The organism is Microbacterium pasadenense (assembly GCF_047246565.1).
In the GTDB taxonomy this organism is placed as follows: Bacteria; Actinomycetota; Actinomycetes; order Actinomycetales; family Microbacteriaceae; genus Microbacterium.
Genome location: NZ_JBFOKN010000001.1, coordinates 662,982 through 684,569, shown reverse-complemented (window position 1 = coordinate 684,569; position 21,588 = coordinate 662,982). Strand labels below are relative to the sequence as shown.

Sequence of the window (21,588 nt, the reverse complement as noted above, 5' to 3'; positions counted from 1 at the left end):
AGGTGATGGCCGACGTCCTCGAACGGTTCAGTCCTGCGACCCAGGACTGGTTCCGTGGCGCCTTCGCGGCGCCGACCGACGCCCAGTCCGGCGCGTGGAAGACGATCTCGGCGGGCAGGCATGCCCTCGTCGTCGCGCCGACCGGCTCCGGCAAGACGCTGTCGGCGTTCCTCTGGGCGCTCGACCGCATCTTCCGCGACAGGGCCGCCGCGCCCGCTCCCGCGTTCGAGGGCACGCGGACGAAGAAGAAAGCGGATGCCGGGTCTCCCCGCACCCGCGTCCTGTACGTCTCGCCCCTCAAGGCGCTCGGCGTCGACGTCGAGCGCAACCTCCGCTCGCCCCTCGTCGGCATCGGGCAGTCCGCGCGCCGGCTCGGCCTCGCGGCGCCGGACGTCACCGTCGGAGTCCGTTCGGGTGACACGCCGGCCGCCGACCGCCGGCGGCTCCTCACCGATCCGCCCGACATCCTCATCACGACGCCCGAGTCGCTGTACCTGATGCTCACCTCGCAGGCGGCCGAGACCCTGCGCGGCATCCACACGGTCATCGTCGACGAGGTGCACGCCGTGGCGGCGACCAAGCGCGGTGCGCATCTGGCCGTCAGCCTCGAGCGGCTCGACGCGCTGCTCGACGCGCCGGCGCAGCGGATCGGCTTGTCCGCGACGGTGCGGCCCATCGACGAGGTGGCCCGCTTCCTCGGCGGCGCTGCTCCCGTCGACATCGTCGCGCCCCGCGCGACGAAGGCGTTCGATCTGTCGGTCGTGGTGCCCATCGACGACCTCACCAACCCGCCCCCGCCGCCCGGCGCCGCCGACGAGCCCGGTGAGCCCGCAGCCGGCCCGGACGACGACGACGGGGACGGGGACGGCGACAACTGGTACACGCCGCCGCAGTCGTCCGAGATGACGGGATCCGTGTGGCCGCACGTCGAAGAGGCGATCGTCGACCGCATCCTCGCGCACCGGTCGACGATCGTCTTCTCGAACTCGAGGCGGCTCGCGGAGCGGCTGACCGGCCGGCTCAACGAGATCTATGCCGAGCGTGTCGGGATCGACGTCCCCGACCCCACGGTCCCGGCGGCCATGATGGCGCAGGCGGGGGCCTCGGCCGGCGTGGCGGCGATCCTCGCGAAGGCGCACCACGGCTCGGTGTCGAAGGAGCAGCGGGCGCAGGTCGAGGACGAGCTGAAGTCCGGCGCGCTGCGGTGCGTGGTCGCGACCAGCAGCCTCGAGCTCGGCATCGACATGGGAGCCGTGGACCTCGTCATCCAGGTCGAAGCGCCGCCCTCGGCGGCGTCCGGCCTGCAGCGCGTCGGCCGGGCCGGGCACCAGGTCGGCGAGGTGAGCCGGGCGGCCCTGTTCCCGAAGCACCGCGGTGACGTGCTGCACACGGCCGTGGTCACCGAACGGATGCTGGCGGGCCAGATCGAGGCGATCTCGGTGCCGCAGAACCCGCTCGACATCCTCGCCCAGCAGACCATCGCCGCGTGCGCGACGGGCACCATCGAGGTGGAGGCCTGGTTCGACACCGTGAAGCGGTCGGCACCCTTCCGCTCCCTCCCCCGTTCCGCCTACGAGGCGACGCTCGACCTGCTGGCCGGCCGCTACCCCTCGGATGCGTTCGCCGAGCTCCGCCCGCGGGTCATCTGGGACCGCGACGACGGCACGCTCACCGGCCGTCCCGGCGCGCAGCGGATCGCGGTCACGAGCGGCGGCACGATCCCGGACCGTGGCCTGTTCGGCGTCTTCATCTCGGGCGAGACCCGCAACGCCCGCGTCGGCGAGCTCGACGAGGAGATGGTGTACGAGTCGCGGGTGGGCGACGTCTTCACCCTCGGGACCACGAGCTGGCGCATCGTCGAGATCACGCACGACCGCGTGAACGTCCTGCCGGCGTACGGCCAGCCCGGCAAGCTGCCGTTCTGGCACGGCGACGGGCTGGGCCGGCCGGCCGAGCTGGGCGAGGCGCTCGGGAAGTTCTCGCGCGAGCTCGCGTCCGCGACGCCCGCGAAGGCCACGGCACGACTGCAGGAGTCCGGCCTCGATGACAACGCGATCGGCAACCTCCTCGCCTATCTCGGCGAGCAGCGCGAGGCGACCGGCAGCCTGCCGACCGACAAGACGCTCACCGTCGAGCGATCCCGCGACGAGGTCGGCGACTGGCGGGTGATCCTGCATTCCCCGTACGGCATGCACGTGCACGCGCCGTGGGCCCTGGCGGTCAACGCCCGCATCCGCGAGCGGCTCGGCGTCGAGGGCGCCGCCGTCGCGAGTGACGACGGCATCATCGCCCGGGTGCCGGACACGGATGCCGAGCCGCCCGGAGCGGAGCTCTTCGTCTTCGATCCCGACGAGCTCGAGCAGCTCGTCACCGACGAGGTGGGCGGCTCGGCCCTGTTCGCATCGCGGTTCCGCGAGTGCGCGGCGCGTGCGCTGCTGCTCCCCCGGCTGAACCCCAACAAGCGGTCGCCGCTGTGGCAGCAGCGCCAGCGCTCGGCGCAGCTGCTCGAGGTCGCGAAGGAGCATCCCACCTTCCCGATCATCCTCGAGACTCTGCGGGAGGTGCTGCAGGACGTCTACGACCTCCCGGCGCTGCTGCGTCTGGCACGTGCGATCGGCGACCGCCGCATCCGACTCGTCGAGACCACGACGAGCTCGCCCTCGCCCTACGCCCGCGACCTGCTCTTCGGCTACGTCGGGGCGTTCATGTACGAAGGCGACTCGCCGCTCGCGGAGCGCCGAGCGGCCGCGCTGTCGGTCGACCCGGCCCTGCTGAGCGAGCTGCTGGGGAAGATCGAGATGCGCGAGCTGCTCGATCCGGGCGTCATCGAGCAGTACGAGCGCGAGGTGCAGCGACTCGACCCGACGCGTCGCGTCCGCGGCCTCGAGGGCGTCGCCGATCTGCTGCGCCTGCTCGGACCGCTGGACGCCGCCGAGGTCGCCGACCGCCTGGATGCCGCCTCCGTTCCCGCGGCGGGCGACACGCTCCCGGTCGGTGAGGACGCGCCGGAGGACGGAGCGCGAGCGCCCGCGACGGCCAGCGCCACCGAGGCCGAAGCGCAGGCGCTGCTCGATCAGCTCATCGATGCCCGACGCGCCATCCGGGTGACGATCGGCGGAGTGCCGCGCGTCGCCGGGATCGAGGACGCCGGCCGCCTGCGCGACGCCCTCGGAGCCGCCCTGCCCGTCGGCATCCCGACCGCCTTCCTCGAGCCCGTCGCCGATCCGCTCGCCGACCTCGTCGCGCGCCACGCGCGGACGCACGGGCCGTTCCGGACCTCGGCGGTCGCAGCGCGCCTCGGTGTCGGCGGAGCGGTCGTGCGGCAGACCCTGCAGCGACTCGAGGCGCAGGGCCGGCTGACCAGCGGCTTCTTCCTGCCCGAGCGATCAGACCGCAGCGACGACCTCGAGTGGTGCGACAGCGAGGTGATGCGGCGGCTCCGGATGCGCTCGCTCGCCGCCATCCGCGGCAGCGTCGAACCCGTCGCGCCCGAGGCGCTCGCCCGCTTCCTGCCCGTCTGGCAGCATCTGACCCGACCGCTCGAGGGCGTCGACGGCGTCCTCGCGGTCGTCGAGCAGCTGGCGGGCGTGCCGCTCCCGGCCAGCGCCTGGGAATCGCTCATCCTGCCCTCGCGCGTGCGGGACTACTCACCCGCGCTCCTCGACGAACTCACCGCGACGGGTGAGGTGCTCTGGTCCGGACACGGATCTCTCCCCGGCCGGGACGGCTGGATCGCGCTCCACCCCGCCGATGCCGCGACCCTGACGCTGCAGGTCCCCGAGGACGAGCCGACGCCGTTCGAACAGTCGATCCTCGACGCGCTGGGCGCCGGCGGCGCGTACTTCGCCGCCCAGCTCGTCGGCATGATCGACGGACCCAGCGAGCAGTCGGTGATCGACGCGCTGTGGAACCTGACCTGGTCGGGCCGCGTCACGAACGACACCTTCGCCCCCGTCCGCAGCCTGCTCGGCGGCGGGTCGCAGGCGCATCGCGTCACGCGGCGGACGCCGCGCACCCGCATGTTCCGCGGCACGCCGCTGGCGCCGACCGGCAAGGCCGCTCCGCAGCGGCCGGCGCTGGTGGGCGGCCGCTGGTCGCTGCTGCCGCAGCCCGACGACGACGCCGCCCTCCGCGCCACCGCGACGGCCAGCCTGCTGCTCGAGCGGTACGGGGTCGTCACGCGCGGCTCCGTGCAGTCCGAGGGCGTGCCCGGCGGCTTCGCGCAGACCTACCGCGTCCTGGCCGGGTTCGAGGATGCCGGGCACTGCCGTCGCGGGTACTTCATCGAGAAGCTCGGCGCGGCGCAGTTCGCGACCTCCGCCACCGTCGACCGGCTCCGCGAGTTCGCCTCGGTCCCGGAGCCCGCTCCGCTGCTCGCCCGCACCCTCGCGGCGACGGATCCGGCCAACCCCTACGGTGCCGCCCTGAACTGGCCGGCACTGGAGGGCGTGAACCACCGCCCCGGCCGCAAGGCCGGCGGGCTCGTCGTGCTCGTCGACGGAGCGCTCATCCTGTACCTGGAACGCGGCGGGCGGACGGCCCTGGCGTTCACGGACGACGAGGACCTCCTCGCGGCCGCCGCACGCAGCCTCGTCGAGACCGCCCGCACCCGACGCCTCGACACCCTCACGATCGAGCAGGTCAGCGGCGAGTTCGTCTACACGACGACCGCCGGGCGGGCGCTCCGCGACGCCGGCTTCGTCGAATCCCCGCGCGGGCTGACGCTGCGGCGCGGGGCACGGGAGCCGCAGCGTGCCTGAGGGCGACACCGTCTTCCGCACCGCGCGTCGCCTCCACGATGCCCTCGCGGGCCACGAGGTGACGCGCTTCGAGGTCCGCGTTCCGCGCAGCGCCGTCGCAGACCTCCGCGGCGAGACCGTCGGCGCCGTCGTTCCCCGCGGCAAGCACCTCCTGCTGCGAGCCGGCGACTACACGCTGCACTCGCACCTCAAGATGGAGGGCCGCTGGCACGTGTACCGACCCGGTGAGAAGTGGCGCGCGCCCGCCTTCCAGGCCCGGGCGATCGTCGGGACGGCGGCGGCGGATGCCGTCGGCTTCGAGCTCGCGATGGTCGAGGTGCTGCCGACGGCCGAGGAGGACCGGGTCGTGGGACACCTCGGCCCCGATCCCCTCGCCGACGACTGGGACGCGAGCGAGGCGGCCCGCCGCGTCGGCGCGGATGACCGGGCGATCCACGTCGCGCTGCTCGACCAGCGGAACGTCGCCGGTTTCGGCAACGAGTACGCGAATGAGCTGCTCTTCGTGCGCGGCATCCGTCCCACCGCCCTCGCCGCCGAGGTCGACGCCGCGGCGATCATCGAGACGGGGACGCGGATGATCCGGGCGAACCGGGATCGGGCCGGCCGCACGTTCACCGGCGACGCGCGCCCCGGCCGGCAGACCTGGGTCTACGGGCGCGAGAACAAGCCGTGCCGGCGGTGCGGCACGGTCATCCGGAAGGCGGAGCTCGGCGCGCGCGCCACGAGTGAGCGCGTCGTCTTCTGGTGCCCCGTCTGTCAACCCTGACGGCGGTCAGTGCCCGATGTACCGCCCCGGCCGGTGATTGAGCGCCAGCACCAGGTTCAGGAGCACCGCGCCCCCCGCGCTGAGGAGGACGTTCGGCCACGGCACCACCAGGAGTGCCAGCAGGATGATGAGGAGGTCGAACACCATCATCGACCAGCCGACCCGGATGCCCGTCGCGTCCTGGATCACCAGGGCGACCACATTGATGCCGCCCAGGCTCGCCCCGTGACGGAAGACGATGAGCAGCCCGATGCCCGCCAGGAGGTTGCCGGCGACGGTCCCGAAGATCGGGTCGAGGTACTCGACCCGGAAGAACCGCTCGATCACCACTGAGAAGGCTGACACCGCCGCGATGCAGACGAGCGTGCGGACGGCGAAGTCGACGCCGCGCTTCCAGACGGCCAGGACGGCGAACGGCAGGTTGACCGCCGTGAACAGCACCCAGAACGGCCAGCCGACCGCGTAGCCGAGCAGGAGGGAGAGACCCGCCGTGCCGCCGGTGACGGCGGTGCTGAGGTGAAGCAGGAACAGCCCGAGCGCCACCGTGAACGTGCCCGTCGCGAGCCCCACGACGTCGTCGAGCCACGAATGGGGCGCCGCTTTCTGCTCGAAGACGAGGGATGGCCCGGTCTCGGGGGCGGCGGGGTCGATGGGGTCGGCGACGGTCACCGATACACCCTACAAAGCTCCGGTCAACCCCGTGTTTCCAGGTCATTCAAGGGAATGAAATGTGTCCCGGCGCGTTGTATCCGCCAAGGAGGATTCGTGGGCAAGAACTACATCGACATCGAGAACGACCGAGGCGAGACGCTGCGCTATCGCAAGCACATCAACGGGCGGGGCTTGATCGCGCACGGAGCCAAGGTTCACCCCAGCGCACTGGTCGAGGCCGGTGCCTACGTCGAGCCCGGCGCGCAGGTCGCCGCCGGCGCGCACATCGGCCGCGGCGTCTGGGTCGAACCGGACGCCGTCATCGGACCGAACGCCGAGATCGCCCCCCACGCGCACATCGGACCGGGCGCCGCCATCGGCCCCGGCGCGAAGATCGGGGTGCGGACGTTCATCGGCGCCGGCGCCCGGGTGGCGGGCGAGTCCCTCATCGGCGACGACGAGAGCGTCGGCGACGGGGAGCGCATCGCGACGGACCGTCGCGGGCTCCGCCTGGCCGCCTGAGCGGCACCGCACGATGATGCGCCCGCGGCCGGTGAGGCCGACCGCGGGGCATCACACTCTCACGTGACTGTCGGGAGCGTTCCGCCGTCGGCACGGAGCGCCGCTCCGTTCGTGGCCGACGCACGCGCGCCGGCGAGATACACCACCATGCCGGCGATCTCGGCCGGCTCGATGAAGCGCTGCAGCAGCGAGGTGGCATTGCCGGCGACGATGTGAGCCCGGAGATCGGCCGCCGGCATCCCCTGCGCCCGCGCGATCTCCTCGATCGCCCGCGCGACGCCGTCGGAATACGTCGGCCCGCCCAGGACGCTGTTCACCGTGACCCCGGTGCCCCGTGTCAGCTTGGACAGGCCGTTGCCGAGCGCCAGCATGCCGGCCTTGGTCATCCCGTAGTGCGTCATGTCCGCGGGGACGTTCACGCCGGACTCGCTCGCGACGAAGATGATCCTGCCGTGCCCCCGCGCGAGCATGCCGGGCAGCGCGGCGCGCGACAGCCGGACGCCGCTCATGACGTTCACCTCGAAGTACCGCTGCCACTCCTCGTCGCTGATCTCGGCGAACGGCGCGACGTCGAAGACCCCCACGTTGTTCACGAGGATGTCCAGCTCCCCCACCTCGCCGACGAGGCGGGCGACGTCGGCGGGATCCGCGAAATCGGCGGCGTACCCGGTGACGTCGGCGTCCGGTGCGTCCGCGGCCAATTCCTCGACGGCGCGACGGACGCCCGCGTCGGTTCGCCCGTTGATGACGACCGATGCGCCCTCGCGCAGCAGCTCCGCCGCGATCGCCCGGCCGATGCCGCGCGTCGACCCGCTGATGAATGCCCGCTTGCCGCGCAGCTCCAGATCCATGACCGCTCTCTCTCTGTCCCGTTCCCGAGGTGTGACCACGGGAACGCTACGGGGGATGACTTTCCTACGCAAGTCAATCAGCCCGGCAGTACAGTGAAGGGATGACGGATGCCCACCCGCTCCCGGCACTCGACGGAGAAGACCTCGAGACCTGGTCCGCGCTGGCGACCGTGCTGGAATGGCTCCCGGCGGCGCTCGACGCCCAGCTGCAGCGCGACTCGCAGCTGACGCATTTCGAGTACGGCATCCTCTACGCCCTCTCGCACGCGCCGGACCGGACGCTGCGCCTGAGCGTGCTGGCCGGATACGCCAACAGCACGCTCTCGCGCCTGTCCCGGGCGGCGACGCGGCTCGAGGATCGGGGCCTCATGCGGCGCGAGCCGGATGCGCGCGACGGCCGGTACACCCTCGCGATCCTCACCGGGCCCGGTCGGGACGCGGTCGAACGGGCCGCTCCCGGGCATGCGCAGCTCGTCCACGACCTCGTCCTCGACCGACTCACCGGATCGCAGCGGCGCCAGCTGCGCGAGATCAGCCGGCGGATCACGGCAGCCGTCCGTCCCGAGGGCGCGTGGACGCCGCCCGCGCCGCCGGCGGCGGCGACGGACAGCCTCGACCGATGACGCTTCGCCGCTTCCTGCTCGGCGCCGCCGCGGTGCTCGTGGCCGCGGGGATCTGGATGCTGCTGGCATCCGACCTCGCGCCGCCGTCGGCGACGACGCCTGCGGCCGCAGAACTTCCGGCCGACGCGACGCCTTTCACCGTCACTCATGTCTTCGACGGCGACACCCTCGAAGCACGCCGGGGCGACGCCGAACCGGTCCGCATCCGCCTGATCGGCATCGACACCCCTGAGGGGACGCCCGCGCCGGAGTGCGGGGCGGATGCCGCCCGCGACCGGCTGCGCGAGCTGCTGCCCGAGGGGTCGACCGTGTGGGCCGCAACCGATCGTGAGGAGACGGACCGATACGGACGGCTCCTGCGCTACGCCTGGAACGCCGACGAGGTTTTCGTGAACGGAACGCTCGTGCGGGAGGGCCACGCATCCGCGCTGCGCGTCGAACCGAACACGACGCACGCGGCCGCGTTCGCGGAATCCGAGTCGCTCGCACGTCGCGACGGGGCCGGGCAGTGGGGCGCGTGCGGGTGACGGCTACGCTGAATCGCATGGCGGCACGCGGCGGACCTCAGCGCAAGGGCGCCCGCGCGAAGCCCGCGACGAAGCGGAGCGCGGGCGGCGCGTCGAAGCCCCCGCCTCGCTCCCGGCCGCAGCAGGCCGGCCAGCCCGTCGAGCCGATGCCGGCGGGACCGTTCCGGCTCGGCACCGTCCCCGGCACCACCCCGGGCAAGTGGATCGACACCTGGAAGCAGCGAATGCCGCGGGTGCCGCTCGAGCTGGTGCCGCTGGAGGTCGCCGGGCAGCGCGACGCCCTCCGCCAGGACGACGTGGACGCCGCGATCGTCCGCCTGCCCCTCGATCGCGACGGACTCCACGTCATCCCGCTCTACGACGAGGTCCCCGTCGTCGTGTGCGCCGCCGACTCGCATCTGACCGCGGCGGACGAACTCGCGATCGCGGATCTGGCCGGCGAGGCGCTCCTCGTCCCGCGCGACGACGTCCTGCACCTGACGGTGGCGGGGACCGAGCCCTCCCGGTTCGACCCCGTGGACACGACCGGCGAGGCGATCGCCACGGTCGCGTCCGGGGTCGGAATCGTCATCGTGCCCATGTCGCTCGCGCGGCTGCACCACCGTCGTGACGTCGAGTACCGCCCGCTCGTCGACGCGCCGGTGTCGCCGGTGGCGCTCGCGTGGCCGGTGGACGCCGCCACCGACCTCATCGACGTCTTCGTGGGCATCGTCCGCGGCCGCACGGCGAACTCCTCCCGCGGCTGACACGGACGGGTCACCCCGCGTGGCACCGAACTAGACTCGGGGCATGGCTCCGCTCGTGTACCTCTGCGTGCGCCCCCAGGTCGATGCCGCCGACGGCGAGTACAGCTCGTTCCTCGCCGCGACGCAGCTCGATCGCGCCGGACTCGAGCGCTGGGATCTCGCTCGTGAGCCGCTGCCGGCCGATGCGTTCGACCGCTGGCGGGGGTTCGTCGTCGGCGGGAGCCCGTTCAACACCACCGAGCCGGACTCGGCGAAGACCGACCCGCAGCGGCAGATCGAAGCGGCCCTCGGCCGCGTCGCGCGCGCCGCGGCCGACGGGGAGACCGCCGCGATGTTCACCTGCTTCGGAATCGGGGTCGCGACCCGCGCGCTCGGCGGTGACGTGACGCGCGGCTACCCCGAGGACACCGGGCCGACGGGCATCCGTCTCACCGACGAGGGTCGGCGGGATCCGCTGTTCGGCGCGCTCGCGGGGACGTTCACCGCGCTCACGGCGCACAAGGAGGGGACCGCACGCCTCCCCGAGGGAGCGGTCCTGCTCGCGACGAACGAGGACTGCCCGGTGCAGGCATACCGGATCGGCGACCGGATGTATGCGACGCAGTTCCATCCCGAGCCGACCGGCGTCGCCTTCACCCAGCGCATGGCGATCTACCGGAACGACGGCTACTTCGAGGCGAACGACTACGATCGCGTCGCCGCCCGCGTGCTCGCCGCGGACCTCGAGGAGCCGGTCAAGCTGCTCCACCGCTTCGCCCAGACCTTCTGAGCCGCTCTCGCTCCACGGCGACGACGGAGCCACCCCCGGCGCCCAGACGGATCGGGTCAGCGGCGGGCGAGGTCCAGCTCACCGCGCCGGCCCGCGACCCAGAGGACGATCGGGACCAGCAGCACGATGGCGGCGGCGATCCACGCCGTGATCGCGATGGGCATCGATTCCGGCTGCCCCGTCGCCCGACCGACGCCGATCCACGTCAGCCCCCAGGCCATCGCCAGCGCCGGGGCCAGTCGACCCCGCGTTCCGATGGCGAGCGCCGACCCGATGATCGCGACGACCGTCAGCACGCCGATGCCCCAGGCATCCGATGCCTCGCCCCACGAGGCCGGCGCGACGTCGGCGGTCAGCCAGGCCGTCACGTTGGCGACGGTCGCGAGCGACACCCAGCCGAGGTGGAGCCCGACGGTCACATCGGTGAGAAGGCTCTCGATGAGGGTCCGCGGACGGTCGACCACGAGGATCCGGATCGCGACCGCCAGGGTGATCAGCAGCAGGACGATGGCGGCGACGGTGGCGAAGAGCGTCAGGAACTGCGCGGCCAGCAGCCAGCCGCCGTTGAGGACGGCGCTGAGGGCGATCACCCAGCCGACCCTCCGCTGACGCTCGCTGCCCCGCTGCGACGGCAGCGCCTGCCACACCGTGTACGCGATCATGAACAGGTAGATGACGCTCCAGATGGAGAACGCCGAGCTGGCCGGCGCGAGGACCGTGGCGTCCGCGGCCAGATTGCCGTCCTGCACGTCCTGCACCGGCGTGCCGCCGAGCAGGCCGCCGCCGACAGCCGCCGCGATCAGCATGAAGGTGGTCGCCGCGATGACGCCCGTCTGGCGGACGATGTCGGAGCGCGTTCCGGGGTGCGTCGTGGTGGCCGTCATGCCATCGACGGTATGCACGGCGTCCGGAGCCGGCAACGGGGTTGACCGTACCGGCGCACGCCTAGCGCGACGGTCCGACCACCACCGCCGACTCCGGAGCGAGAACGAGGCGGGATCCCGCGGACTCCGGATCGCGGGTCGCGAGCCACACGTCACCGCCCGGCACCTCCCACGGCTCCGGGGAGAGGTTCACCAGCACCCGGGCGCCCGCCCGGTGCAGCTCGTACCGCCGGCCGGTCCCGTCGGCGATGACGCGGGCGTCGTGTCCTCCCGTGCGCGGGTCGGTCAGCTCGGGGCGCTCCCGCCGCAGCCGGGCCAGCCGCCGGTACAGGTCGAGCAGACGTGCGTGGTGACCGTCGGCACGCTCGTCCCAGTCGAGCTTCGAGCGGGAGAACGTCTCGGGATCGTTCGGGTGCGGCACGATGCTCTCGTCCCAGCCCATCTTGACGAACTCCGCCACGCGCCCCTTCGCGGTCGCCTCGGCGAGCTCGGGCTCGGGGTGGGAGGTGAAGAACTGCCACGGCGTGGACGCTCCCCATTCCTCCCCCATGAACAGCATCGGAGTTCCGGGCGCGGTCAGCGTCAGGACGGCGGCGATCGCGAGCCGGTCCGGCGACAGCATCGCGCTGAGCCGATCCCCGGCCGCGCGGTTGCCGACCTGGTCGTGCGTCTGCGCGTAGGTGACGAGGTGCCACGAGTCCGCGTGCTCGGGGAAGGGACGACCATGGTCGCGCTCGCGGAACGACGAGTAGGTGCCGTCGTGGTAGAAGCCGCGCGACCACACCTTGGGGAGCGCCTGCGGGTCCGCGAAGTCCTCGTAGTACCCGACCGTCTCGCCGGTCAGCGCGACGTGGACGGCGTGATGCCAGTCGTCGGACCACTGGGCCGCGAGGCCGTAGCCGCCGGACTCGCGCGGCAGGAACATCACCGGATCGTTGAGATCGCTCTCGGCGATGAGCGACAGCGGCCTTCCCACATGGGCGCTCAGCGCGTCGGCGCCCTCGGCGATCTCCTGCAGGATGTGCACGGGGCTCGACCCCGACTCGTGGAGGGCGTGGACCGCGTCCAGTCGCAGCCCGTCGACGTGGAAGTCGCCGAGCCACATCAGCGCGTTGTCGAGCACCACATCGCGCACCGCGCGCTCGTCGAGGTTCAGGCTGTCGCCCCACGTGTTGCGCGATCCGGTGCGGAGGTACGGACCGAACTCGGGCAGGTAATTGCCGCTCGGACCGAGGTGGTTGTAGACGACGTCCTGGATGACGGCGAGACCCGCCGCGTGCGCGGCGTCGACGAAGCGCTGGTAGGCGGCGGGACCGCCGTAGGTCTCCTGGACGGCGGACCAGAGGACGCCGTCGTAGCCCCAGTTGTGCGTCCCGTTGAACGAGTTCACCGGCAGCAGCTCGACGTGCGTCACGCCGATGTCGACGAGGTGGTCGAGGCGGCCGATCGCCGCGTCGAGGGTGCCCTCGGGGGTGAAGGTGCCGATGTGCATCTCGTAGATGAGCCCGCCGGCGAGCTGCCGGCCGGTCCAGCCGGCATCCGTCCAGGCGAAGGAGGACGCGTCGAACCAGGCGGACGCGTCGTGGACCCCGCGGGGCTGGCGCCGCGACCGGGGGTCGGGGCGCAGGTCGTCGCCGTCGCCGAGCACGAAGCCGTACTCGTCACCGTCGGCGAGGTCCACGTCGGCGGACCACCAGCCGCCGTCGCCGGCCGTCATCGCCAGGTCGTCGCGACCCGGTCGCCGCAGCCGCACGCGGTCGGCGTTCGGGGCCCACACCTCGATGCTCATTCGGGATCTCCCGTCTCGGTCACCAGCAGCGCGACCGGGTAGTCGGCCAGCACCTCCGCCAGCAGCGCGTATCCGACGCTCACGCGTCCGGTCAGCTCGTCGCGCCACGCCCCCGGGGGCAGCGGGACGACCGTGTCGCCCCAGCCGCCCGCCGCGGCCAGTCCCGCCGGCAGCCGCGTCGCGACGGCGATCGCGCCGCCGCGATCGAACGCGACGGCGTGCTGCGCGGCCGATCCCGCTGCGGGCAGTGGCGCGTACTTCGTGAACAGGTCGGGCCGGTCGCGCCGCAGCCGCAGCGCCCGGGACACCACGAGCAGCTTCGCGGCGCCGGAGTCGTCGACCGCGGGCAGGTCCCCGCCGTCGAGCCGTGCCAGCAGCGCGCGACGCTCCGCAAAATCGACCTCGCGGCGATTGTCCGGATCGACGAGCGAGTGGTCCCAGAGCTCGGTGCCCTGGTAGACGTCCGGCACTCCGGGTCCGGCGAGCTGCAGGAGCTTGAGGGCGAGCGAGTTCGAGCGGCCGAGCGGCGTGATCTCGGCCACGAACGACTCGACGAGGGGGCGGGCGTCGCCGAACGCGGCATCCACCAGCGCGTGCATGCGCTTCTCGAACTCGACGTCCGGGTCGGACCACGTCGTGCTGTCCCCCGCTTCGCGGGACGCCTTCTCGGCGTAGGCGTGCAGCCGCTCGCGGCTGGCCGGCCACGCACCGACGATGGCCTGCCAGAGCAGGTTGTCGAAGGGACCGTCGCCCGTGGAGGCGACCGCCCGCAGGTCGTCCAGCGTCGCCGCCCATCGTTCCGGCAGCTCCGCGAGCACCGCGAGGCGCGCGCGCACGTCCTCGCTGCGCTTGGTGTCGTGCGTCGACAGCGAGGTCATGGCGTGCGGCCAGGACGCCTGCCGGCGAACGGATGCCGCGTGGAACCCGGGCACATCGAGCGAGAACTCGGTGGGATCGCCGCCCACCTCGGTCAGCGACCCGAGCCGGGTCCACCGGTAGAACGTGGTGTCCTCGACGCCCTTCGCCATCACCGGGCCGGTGGTCTGCATGAACCGACGGGTGAACTCGCTCTCGGGATGCGCGATCAGCGACCGGGCGATGGCGTCCGCGGCCTCGCCGAGCTCCGGACGACGCGCGCGCGTGGCGGCGACGGCGGCCGCGACGTGCTCGGCTCCGTCGGGCAGGTACGCCCGGTAGACGGGGAAGGCGGCCAGCATCTCGGCGAGGGCGTCGAGCCAGATGGCCTCGTCGGCGACGACGCCGCGATCCTCGGCGGGGACGACGGCGGCCAGCCGCAGCACTTCCGCATGCAGCCCGTCGGTCGCCCAGGCCAGCTTCGCCTCGTGCATGATCTCGTCGTAGTCGGGTTCGTCGCCGTCGCGCAGGCGGACGTCGAGCTCGGCCAGCGTGGCCTCGCCGGCAGGATCGACGAGGACGCGGTCGAGGGCCGCCATGGCGTCGTAGCCGGTCGTCCCGTCGGTGGCCCACCACGCCGGGAGATCCTCCCCGTGCTCGAGGATCTTCTCCACCAGGACGTACGCGCCGTCGGTGGCCTCCGCGAGACGCTCGAGGTAGCCGCCCGGATCGGCGAGGCCGTCGGGGTGGTCGACGCGCAGGCCGTCCGCGAGCCCCTCCCTCACCCAGCGCAGAATCTCGGCGTGCGTCGCATCGAAGACGTCCGGGTCCTCGACCCGGACCCCCGCGAGCGTCGTCACGGCGAAGAAGCGCCGGTAGTTGAGCCGCGCATCGCCGGAGCGCCAGAACAGCAGCTCGTAGTGCTGACGGTCGAGCACGGCGCGGACATCGGCCGGGTCGAGCCCGTCGAGCGACCCGTCGGCCAGCGGCCACTCGTTCTCGTAGTACCGGACGACGCCGGCATCCGCGTCGATCGTGATCTCGCCGGCGGCGATGACGTCGTCGAGCTCACCGCCGAGCACGGGAAGACGCAGCCGCCCGCCGAGCGCCCAGTTGATGTCGAACGACGCCGCATGAGGCGACGCCGCTCCGCGCCGGAGCACGTCGTGCCACCAGGGATTCTGCCGCGGGTCCGCGACACCCTGATGGTTCGGGACGATGTCGATCAGGATGCCGAGCCCGGCATCCCGCGCCGCCGCCGCGAACCTGTCGAGACCCGCCGCGCCGCCCCGTTCGGGGTCGACCTCGGTCGGGTCGACGACGTCGTACCCGTGATCCGAGCCGCTCGTCGCCCGGAGCAGCGGCGACAGGTACGCCCAGTCCGCGCCGAGCTCGCGCAGGTAGTCGACCAGACCCGCGGCGGCGTCGAGGTCGAACCCGGCACGGATCTGCAGGCGGTACGTGGACACCGGCCGGCGGACGGACGGCGATGGTGGCATGCGGGTCACGGCATCCCTCTTCTCGGACAATACGGACCGGGGCGTCGGGCGGGCGGTCAGTGCGGCAGCTCGGGCGTCGGGGCGTGCGACGGCACGACATCGATCGCGCCGGTCAGCGCCGCGGCGAGCGAGGCCGCGACGGAGTTGTCCGTCTCGGGCTGCTCCTCGTCCCCGTCGCGGAGGACCATGAGCGACTTCGGTCCGACGGGGATCGGCGCGCCCGGCTCGCGGAGCGGGCCGTCGGTGCTGACGCCGGACGTGTCGATGACGACCTCCCACGACGACGTGAACTGGGCCTTCGGGATCGTGAAGTCCACCGCCTCGTCACCGGCGTTGAAGAAGACGAAGAAGTGGCGGTCGTGGATCTCCTGGCCGCGACGGTCGCGCTCGCGGATGCCGTCTCCGTTGAGGAACACCCCGACGGCACGGCCGAAGCCCGAGTCCCAGTCCTCCGGCTGCATCTCCGACCCGTCGGGTCGCAGCCACGCGATGTCGGGCAGGGGCGCGCCCTCCTCGCGGCGCACCGGACGGCCGTTGAAGAATCGGCTGCGCCGGAAGGTCGGGTGGTCGCGTCGGAGCTTCGTGATGACCGACGTGTACTCGATGAGCGGCTGATCGATCGACTCCCAGTCGATCCAGGTGAGCTCGTTGTCCTGCGCGTAGCCGTTGTTGTTGCCGTTCTGCGTCCGGCCGAGCTCATCGCCGTGCGCGATCATCGGCACACCCTGGCTGAGCAGCAGCGTCGCCAGGAAGTTCCGCTGCTGGCGCGCCCTGACGGTCAGGATCTCGGGGTCGTCGGTGGGACCTTCGACGCCGTGGTTGAACGAGCGGTTGTGCGATTCGCCGTCGTTGTTGTCCTCGCCGTTGCCCTCGTTGTGCTTCTCGTTGTACGACACGAGGTCGCGCAGCGTGAAGCCGTCGTGGGCGGTGACGAAGTTGATGGACGCCACCGGCCGGCGGCCGGAGTGCTCGTAGAGGTCCGCCGACCCGGTCACGCGGGAGGCGAACTCGCCGAGGGTCGCGGGCTCCCCGCGCCAGAAGTCGCGGACGGTGTCGCGGTACTTGCCGTTCCACTCCGTCCACTGGGGCGGGAAGTTGCCCACCTGGTAGCCGCCGGGGCCGATGTCCCAGGGCTCGGCGATCAGCTTGACCTGCGAGACCACGGGGTCCTGCTGGACGAGCTCGAAGAACGTCGCGAGGCGGTCCACGTCGTAGAACTCGCGGGCGAGCGTCGATGCAAGGTCGAAGCGGAAGCCGTCGACGTGCATCTCGAGCACCCAGTAGCGCAGCGAATCCATGATCAGCTGCAGGGTGTGGGGATGCCCCACGTTGAGGCTGTTCCCGGTGCCGGTGTAGTCGGTGTAGTACCGCTTGTCGTCGTCCTGGAGGCGGTAGTACGCGACGTTGTCGATGCCTCGCATGGAGAGCGTCGGGCCCATGTGGTTGCCCTCGGCGGTGTGGTTGTACACCACGTCGAGGATGACCTCGATGCCCGCCTCGTGCAGCGCCCGCACCATCCCCTTGAACTCCTGCACCTGCTGCCCCACGCCGCCGGCTGCGGAGTAGGTGTTCTGCGGCGCGAAGAAGGCGATCGTGTTGTAGCCCCAGTAGTTGGAGAGCCCCTTCTCCTGCAGCGTGGAGTCGTTGACGAACTGGTGCACGGGCATCAGCTCGAGCGCGGTGACGCCGAGCTTGTTGAGGTGCTCGATGATCACCGGGTGGGCGATCGCGCTGTAGGTGCCGCGGATCTCCTCGGGGATGTCGGGATGCTGCATCGTGAGGCCCTTCACGTGGGCCTCGTAGATCACGCTCTCGGCGTACGGCGTCTTCGGCTGGCGGTCGCCCGCCCAGTCGAAGTACGGGTTGACGACGACGCCCTTCATCATCGCGGCGGCGGAGTCGTCGTCGTTGCGCGAGTCGGGATCGCCGAAGGTGTAGCTGAACACCGACTGCCCCCAGTCGACCTGGCCGTCCACGGCCTTCGCGTAGGGGTCCAGCAGGAGCTTGTTCGGGTTGAAGCGCAGCCCCTGCGTCGGATCGTTCGGTCCGTACACGCGGTAGCCGTAGCGCTGCCCCGGCTGCACCGTGGGCAGATACGCGTGCCACACGTATGCGTCGACGTCACGCAGCTCCACGCGCGTCTCGGTGCCGTCCGCGTCGAACAGACAGAGTTCGACGCGTTCTGCGCCCTCGCTGAACAGCGCGAAGTTCGTCCCGCTGCCGTCGAAGGTCGCCCCCAGTGGATATGCGGATCCTGGCCATACCTGCATGTGACCTCCAAAGTCGATTCACCATAACCCGCGGCAGATTCCGGCTCTGGGCCCTTGCCAGGCGGTCGCTCGCAGGGTATCCGCCGCCGGCGTCAGCGCAGCGAGAGCATGTCGTCGAGGTAGTCGGCCAGCGGCCGGACGGCGCCGGCGGCGCTCCACCTCACCTGCGGGACGCCCGACACGGAGGACAGGATGCCGGAGCCCTCGCCCCGGTCGACCGCAGCGGGGTCCAGCTCCGTCCAGCCGAGGTGGACCACCTCGCCCTCGGCGAAACCGCCGCGGTGCGCCGCCGCCGCCCGGTCCGAGCGCGCCCGCTGGGACTCCGCCGTGTAGCCGCGGATCGCGTCGTGCCGGGCCCGGAGGACCTCTCCCGTGGCGAAGACGCGGTCCTCGCCGATGAGCAGGACGCCGACGTGCCACGCCGCGGTCACCGGCAGGATGCGGGGCGCGCGCCCGATGCCCAGGATGCGACGCGATGACGCCCAGTCCCCCAGCCGCTCCTGCGGCGAGCCGGCCAGGCGCGCCCGGGCCGCGTCGAGGATCTCGGAGGTCGTGGCATCCGTCATCGTCCCATTGTCGGATGCCGCTGTCGGATCCGGGCGACCTGCGGCGATCAGACGAGGATCGCGGGTCCGCCCGGGCCGGGGCCCCCGCCGCGGATCTCGCGGTGCAGGCCCTCCATGCGCGTGTCGAGCTCGGCGGCCGTATCGGCGGCGTCCTTCAGGTCGGCGAGCAGGTCGACGGGGACGTCGCCCTCGTACTTGTAGTAGATCTTGTGCTCGAGGCTGGCCCAGAAGTCCATGGCGATGGTCCGCAGCTGGACTTCGACGGGCACGTCCACGCGCCCGGTCGAGAGGAAGACGGGCACCTCGACGATCGCATGGAGGCTCTTGTAGCCGTTGGGCTTCGGAGAGGCGATGTAGTCCTCGACCTCCCGCACCCGGACGTCGTCCTGCGCCGACAGCAGATCGAGCAGCCGGTACGCGTCACTGACGAAGCTGCAGGTGACGCGGATGCCGGCGATGTCGGTGATGCGCTCGCGGATGGAGTCGAAGTCGGGGTCGACGCCCTTGCGCTGCACCTTCTCGACGAGGCTGTCGGGCGATTTCACCCGGCTCGTCACGTGCTCGATGGGGTTGTAATCGTGCGTCTCGTGGAACTCCTCGCGGAGGATCGAGATCTTCGTCTCGATCTCCTGCAGGCCGAACCGGTACTCCATGAGGAACCGCTGGAACTCGTCGCGCATCGCCCGGAGGGACGCGGCCGACACCGTGATCTGCTGCTCGTCGAGCGGGGTGGGCATGCTCTCGAGGCTAGGGCGACCGGTGATGAGCGCCCTGTGAGATCGTGCGCCCCTCGAGCGGTGCCGCGCGTCAGAGGACGGATGCCGCCTGGCGCGCCGCACCGAGCGCGACGTACTCCGCGGGCTCGGGAACCTCGACCGGCACCCCCAGCACCTGCGGCGCGACCTCGCGCACGGCGGCGGACTGCGCACCTCCGCCGATGAGCAGCGCGCGCGTGATCGGCACGCCGAGCGCGCGGACGGCGTCGAGGCCGGCGGCGAGACCTGACAGCATCCCCTCGACGGCGGCGCGGGCGAGGTTCTCCCGCGTCGTGGACGCGAGGGTCATGCCGCTGAGGGTCGCGGTCGCGTCGGGCAGGTTCGGGGTCCGCTCGCCTTCGAAGTAGGGCTGCAGGTGCAGGCCGGTCGCCCCTGCCGGGGCGGCCAGGGCGAGCCGCGACAGCTCGGCGTGGTCCACTCCCAGCAGGCCCGCGATCGCGTCGAGCACGCGAGCCGCGTTGAGGGTCGCGACGAGCGGCAGGAAGTGGCCGTCGGCGGACGCGAAGCCGGCGACCGTTCCGGTCGCGTCGATCGTGCGCGTCTCGCTGACGGCGAAGACCGTGCCCGAGGTGCCGATCGAGACGACGACGTCGCCGACCCCGGCGCCCACACCGAGGGCGGCTCCGGCGTTGTCGCCGGCGCCCGGGGCGACACGACGGCCACCGGCGTCGGTCACGTGGTCGGCGGGACCGAGCACGCGCGGCAGCACGGCGTCGTGGCCGAGGGCGGCGACGAGCAGGTCGCGGTCGTAGTCGCCGGTCGCCGGGTTCCAGTAGCCGGTCCCCGATGCGTCGGACCGGTCGGTCGTCAGCTCGTCCAGGTCCGGGCGGTCGGGGCCGAATCCGCGCAGCCGCCACGTGAGCCAGTCGTGCGGCAGTGCCACGGCGGCAACCCGCGCGGCGTTGCCGGGCTCCGCGTCGCGAAGCCAGCGGAGCTTCGTGATCGTGAAGGACGCCACCGGGACGAGCCCGCTGCGCTGGGCGAGCACCTCCGCGCCGAACTCGGCGATGAGGTCGGATGCCGCCCCCGACGAGCGGGTGTCGTTCCACAGCAGCGCGTCGCGGATGACGCCGCCGGCCCCGTCGAGGACGACCATGCCGTGCTGCTGACCGCCGACGGACCAGGCCGCCACGTCGTCCATGCCGCCGGCATCCGCGATCGCCGCCTGCAGCGCGGTCCACCACGCCTCGGGGTCGACGGACGTGCCGGCGGGATGCACGGCGCGTCCGGTCCGGACCACGGCACCGGTCGCGGCATCCGCGATCACGACCTTGCACGACTGCGTCGACGAGTCGACACCCATCACGAGGACCATCGGGTCACCTTCCTGTTCCGCCACGAGACCGCATCCCGGTGAGGAGCCCGGCTCGGCAGCCGGGGACCTCGGGGGATGCGGTCTCGCGTCGGGGTCGCGGTCTCGGGGTCAGCGCGCGCCGAGCAGGTGCTCGGTCGCCAGCTGCTGCAACCGGACGAAGCCGCCGCCCTTGCCGCCGAAGTAGGCGGCGGCGTCGAAGTCCTCGTAGGCCGACCGGTCGGCCAGGAAGTCGTCGTAGCTCTCACCGTCGTTCAGGGTGGGCGTCGACAGCTCGTCCACCTTCGCGGCGGCGAGCGCCTCCTGTACCTCGGGGTCGGCGCGGAAGGCCGCGGCGCGCTCCTTCAGCAGCAGATAGGTGCGCATGTTCGCGGCGGCCGACTCCCACACGCCCGTCTCGTCCTCGGTGCGGCTCGGCTTGTAGTCGAAGTGGCGGGGACCCTCGTACGCGGGGACGCCGCCGGGTCCGCCGTTCTCGAGCAGGTCGACGAGCGCGAACGCGTTGTGGAGGTCACCGTGACCGAACACGAGGTCCTGGTCGTACTTGATGCCGCGCTGACCGTTGAGATCGATGTGGAACAGCTTGCCGTGGTACAGCGCCTGCGCGATGCCGGCGGCGAAGTTGAGGCCCGCCATCTGCTCGTGGCCGACCTCCGGGTTGAGGCCCACCAGCTCGGGACGTTCGAGCGAATCGATGAACGCGAGCGCGTGACCGAGCGTCGGCAGCAGGATGTCGCCGCGCGGCTCGTTCGGCTTGGGCTCGATCGCGAACTTGATGTCGTAGCCCTTGTCGGTGACGTAGTCGCCGAGCAGGTTGACGGCTTCGCGGTAGCGCTCGAGCGCCGCGCGGATGTCCTTCGCCGAGTCGTACTCGGCGCCCTCGCGGCCACCCCACATGACGAACGTCTTCGCACCGAGCTCCGCCCCGAGGTCGAGCTGACGGAACACCTTGCGGAGCGCGTAGCGACGCACGTCGCGGTCGTTGGCCGTGAAGCCGCCGTCCTTGAAGACGGGGGCGCTGAACAGGTTGGTGGTGACCATCGGCACGATGACGCCGGTGGCGTCGAGCGCGCCCTTGAGACGGTCGATCTGCGTCTGGCGCTCGGCGTCGGTCGAGCCGAAGGCGAAGAGATCGTCGTCGTGGAACGTCAGGCCGTAGGCGCCGAGCTCGGCGAGCTTCTCGACCGCGTGGACGACGTCGAGGGCGGGGCGGGTCGGGCCGCCGAACGGGTCGGCGCCGTTGTAACCGACGGTCCACAGACCGAAGCTGAACTTGTCGGCGGGGGTGGGGGTGGGCATGACGCTCCTTCGCGAGCCGGTAAATGTTGCTGGTAACAACGTATCTCACGACGCGCCGACTGCCAACCCCGAAAAGTATCGAGAATTGCTCGAAAGGGTGCCATGATCGGAGCGCTCAACTCC

The 21,588-nt window shown here is 72.0% G+C and carries 17 protein-coding genes; 7 read left to right on the top strand and 10 right to left on the bottom strand.

Translation table 11 applies throughout. The features are described from left to right. Positions 1-5: 5 nt before the first annotated feature. Both AB3M83_RS03185 and AB3M83_RS03180 read left to right on the top strand, forming a co-directional pair. The gene (locus tag AB3M83_RS03185; RefSeq protein WP_412945048.1) at positions 6-4,760 is read left to right on the top strand and encodes an Lhr family helicase; all 4,755 of its coding nucleotides are present in this window, start codon (positions 6-8) and stop codon (positions 4,758-4,760) included. After that, on the top strand, positions 4,753-5,526 hold the full coding sequence (locus tag AB3M83_RS03180) for a DNA-formamidopyrimidine glycosylase family protein (RefSeq protein ID WP_412945046.1): 774 nt from the start codon (positions 4,753-4,755) through the stop codon (positions 5,524-5,526). The genes AB3M83_RS03185 and AB3M83_RS03180 overlap by 8 nt, the downstream gene beginning before the upstream one ends. 6 nt (positions 5,527-5,532) lie before the next feature. Here AB3M83_RS03180 and AB3M83_RS03175 read toward each other — a convergent pair whose 3' ends face one another. Further along, the gene (locus AB3M83_RS03175) at positions 5,533-6,195 is read right to left on the bottom strand and encodes a YitT family protein (protein ID WP_412945044.1); all 663 of its coding nucleotides are present in this window, start codon (positions 6,193-6,195) and stop codon (positions 5,533-5,535) included. 96 nt (positions 6,196-6,291) lie between these two features. On the opposite strand from AB3M83_RS03175, the gene AB3M83_RS03170 reads away from it, so the two are divergent. Then, complete coding sequence (locus tag AB3M83_RS03170; RefSeq protein ID WP_412945042.1) at positions 6,292-6,699, top strand: transferase; 408 nt, start codon at positions 6,292-6,294, stop codon at positions 6,697-6,699. A 59-nt stretch (positions 6,700-6,758) separates the two neighbouring features. Here the strand turns inward: AB3M83_RS03170 and AB3M83_RS03165 are convergent, their stop codons facing one another. Then, positions 6,759-7,550, bottom strand: coding sequence for an SDR family NAD(P)-dependent oxidoreductase (locus AB3M83_RS03165; RefSeq protein WP_412945040.1), 792 nt, complete (start codon positions 7,548-7,550; stop codon positions 6,759-6,761). Positions 7,551-7,651: 101 nt separating this feature from the next. On the opposite strand from AB3M83_RS03165, the gene AB3M83_RS03160 reads away from it, so the two are divergent. From AB3M83_RS03160 to AB3M83_RS03145, 4 genes are read left to right on the top strand one after another with little or no spacing between them, the layout of a single operon-like run. Continuing rightward, positions 7,652-8,173: a MarR family winged helix-turn-helix transcriptional regulator gene (locus AB3M83_RS03160; protein WP_412945038.1), complete on the top strand. Its 522-nt coding sequence runs from the start codon at positions 7,652-7,654 to the stop codon at positions 8,171-8,173. Next, on the top strand, positions 8,170-8,700 hold the full coding sequence (locus AB3M83_RS03155; RefSeq protein WP_412945036.1) for a thermonuclease family protein: 531 nt from the start codon (positions 8,170-8,172) through the stop codon (positions 8,698-8,700). Before AB3M83_RS03160 ends, AB3M83_RS03155 begins: the two co-directional genes overlap by 4 nt. A gap of 17 nt (positions 8,701-8,717) precedes the next feature. Beyond that, on the top strand, positions 8,718-9,446 hold the full coding sequence (locus tag AB3M83_RS03150) for a LysR family substrate-binding domain-containing protein (RefSeq protein WP_412945034.1): 729 nt from the start codon (positions 8,718-8,720) through the stop codon (positions 9,444-9,446). A gap of 43 nt (positions 9,447-9,489) precedes the next feature. Further along, entirely contained in the window at positions 9,490-10,215 is a 726-nt protein-coding gene (locus tag AB3M83_RS03145) for a glutamine amidotransferase-related protein (protein WP_412945032.1), read from the top strand. 56 nt (positions 10,216-10,271) lie between these two features. Here the strand turns inward: AB3M83_RS03145 and AB3M83_RS03140 are convergent, their stop codons facing one another. The 8 genes from AB3M83_RS03140 to xylA all read right to left on the bottom strand — a co-directional run bounded on the left by AB3M83_RS03140 (position 10,272) and on the right by xylA (position 21,465). Next, positions 10,272-11,099, bottom strand: coding sequence for a tryptophan-rich sensory protein (locus tag AB3M83_RS03140; RefSeq protein ID WP_412945031.1), 828 nt, complete (start codon positions 11,097-11,099; stop codon positions 10,272-10,274). 61 nt (positions 11,100-11,160) lie between these two features. Then, the gene (gene treZ, locus AB3M83_RS03135) at positions 11,161-12,888 is read right to left on the bottom strand and encodes a malto-oligosyltrehalose trehalohydrolase (protein ID WP_412945029.1); all 1,728 of its coding nucleotides are present in this window, start codon (positions 12,886-12,888) and stop codon (positions 11,161-11,163) included. Further along, positions 12,885-15,242 (bottom strand): malto-oligosyltrehalose synthase, encoded by a 2,358-nt coding sequence (gene treY / locus AB3M83_RS03130; protein ID WP_412945966.1) that lies wholly within the window; start codon positions 15,240-15,242, stop codon positions 12,885-12,887. The genes treZ and treY overlap by 4 nt, the downstream gene beginning before the upstream one ends. 56 nt (positions 15,243-15,298) lie before the next feature. Beyond that, entirely contained in the window at positions 15,299-17,512 is a 2,214-nt protein-coding gene (glgX, locus tag AB3M83_RS03125) for a glycogen debranching protein GlgX (RefSeq protein WP_412945027.1), read from the bottom strand. 92 nt (positions 17,513-17,604) lie between these two features. Beyond that, positions 17,605-18,078 (bottom strand): glutaminase, encoded by a 474-nt coding sequence (locus AB3M83_RS03120; protein WP_412945025.1) that lies wholly within the window; start codon positions 18,076-18,078, stop codon positions 17,605-17,607. Positions 18,079-18,125: 47 nt separating this feature from the next. Next, complete coding sequence (locus tag AB3M83_RS03115) at positions 18,126-18,815, bottom strand: GTP pyrophosphokinase (protein WP_412945023.1); 690 nt, start codon at positions 18,813-18,815, stop codon at positions 18,126-18,128. 70 nt (positions 18,816-18,885) lie between these two features. After that, a complete protein-coding gene (locus AB3M83_RS03110) occupies positions 18,886-20,169 on the bottom strand; it encodes a xylulokinase (RefSeq protein ID WP_412945021.1) in 1,284 nt (427 codons plus the stop codon). A gap of 108 nt (positions 20,170-20,277) precedes the next feature. Beyond that, positions 20,278-21,465, bottom strand: a complete 1,188-nt coding sequence (xylA, locus tag AB3M83_RS03105) for a xylose isomerase (RefSeq protein WP_412945019.1) — start codon at positions 21,463-21,465, stop codon at positions 20,278-20,280. Positions 21,466-21,588: the final 123 nt, after the last annotated feature.

Bases quoted from the DNA above. Each gene is read 5' to 3' on its own strand.
- AB3M83_RS03185 (WP_412945048.1), top strand. From the start codon at position 6: ATGGCCGACGTCCTCGAACGGTTCAGTCCTGCGACCCAGGACTGGTTC.
- AB3M83_RS03165 (WP_412945040.1), bottom strand. From the start codon at position 7,550: ATGGATCTGGAGCTGCGCGGCAAGCGGGCATTCATCAGCGGGTCGACG.
- AB3M83_RS03160 (WP_412945038.1), top strand. From the start codon at position 7,652: ATGACGGATGCCCACCCGCTCCCGGCACTCGACGGAGAAGACCTCGAG.
- AB3M83_RS03155 (WP_412945036.1), top strand. From the start codon at position 8,170: ATGACGCTTCGCCGCTTCCTGCTCGGCGCCGCCGCGGTGCTCGTGGCC.
- AB3M83_RS03150 (WP_412945034.1), top strand. From the start codon at position 8,718: ATGGCGGCACGCGGCGGACCTCAGCGCAAGGGCGCCCGCGCGAAGCCC.
- AB3M83_RS03145 (WP_412945032.1), top strand. From the start codon at position 9,490: ATGGCTCCGCTCGTGTACCTCTGCGTGCGCCCCCAGGTCGATGCCGCC.
- AB3M83_RS03140 (WP_412945031.1), bottom strand. From the start codon at position 11,099: ATGACGGCCACCACGACGCACCCCGGAACGCGCTCCGACATCGTCCGC.
- treZ (WP_412945029.1), bottom strand. From the start codon at position 12,888: ATGAGCATCGAGGTGTGGGCCCCGAACGCCGACCGCGTGCGGCTGCGG.
- treY (WP_412945966.1), bottom strand. From the start codon at position 15,242: ATGCCACCATCGCCGTCCGTCCGCCGGCCGGTGTCCACGTACCGCCTG.
- glgX (WP_412945027.1), bottom strand. From the start codon at position 17,512: ATGCAGGTATGGCCAGGATCCGCATATCCACTGGGGGCGACCTTCGAC.
- AB3M83_RS03120 (WP_412945025.1), bottom strand. From the start codon at position 18,078: ATGACGGATGCCACGACCTCCGAGATCCTCGACGCGGCCCGGGCGCGC.
- AB3M83_RS03115 (WP_412945023.1), bottom strand. From the start codon at position 18,815: ATGCCCACCCCGCTCGACGAGCAGCAGATCACGGTGTCGGCCGCGTCC.
- AB3M83_RS03110 (WP_412945021.1), bottom strand. From the start codon at position 20,169: ATGGTCCTCGTGATGGGTGTCGACTCGTCGACGCAGTCGTGCAAGGTC.
- xylA (WP_412945019.1), bottom strand. From the start codon at position 21,465: ATGCCCACCCCCACCCCCGCCGACAAGTTCAGCTTCGGTCTGTGGACC.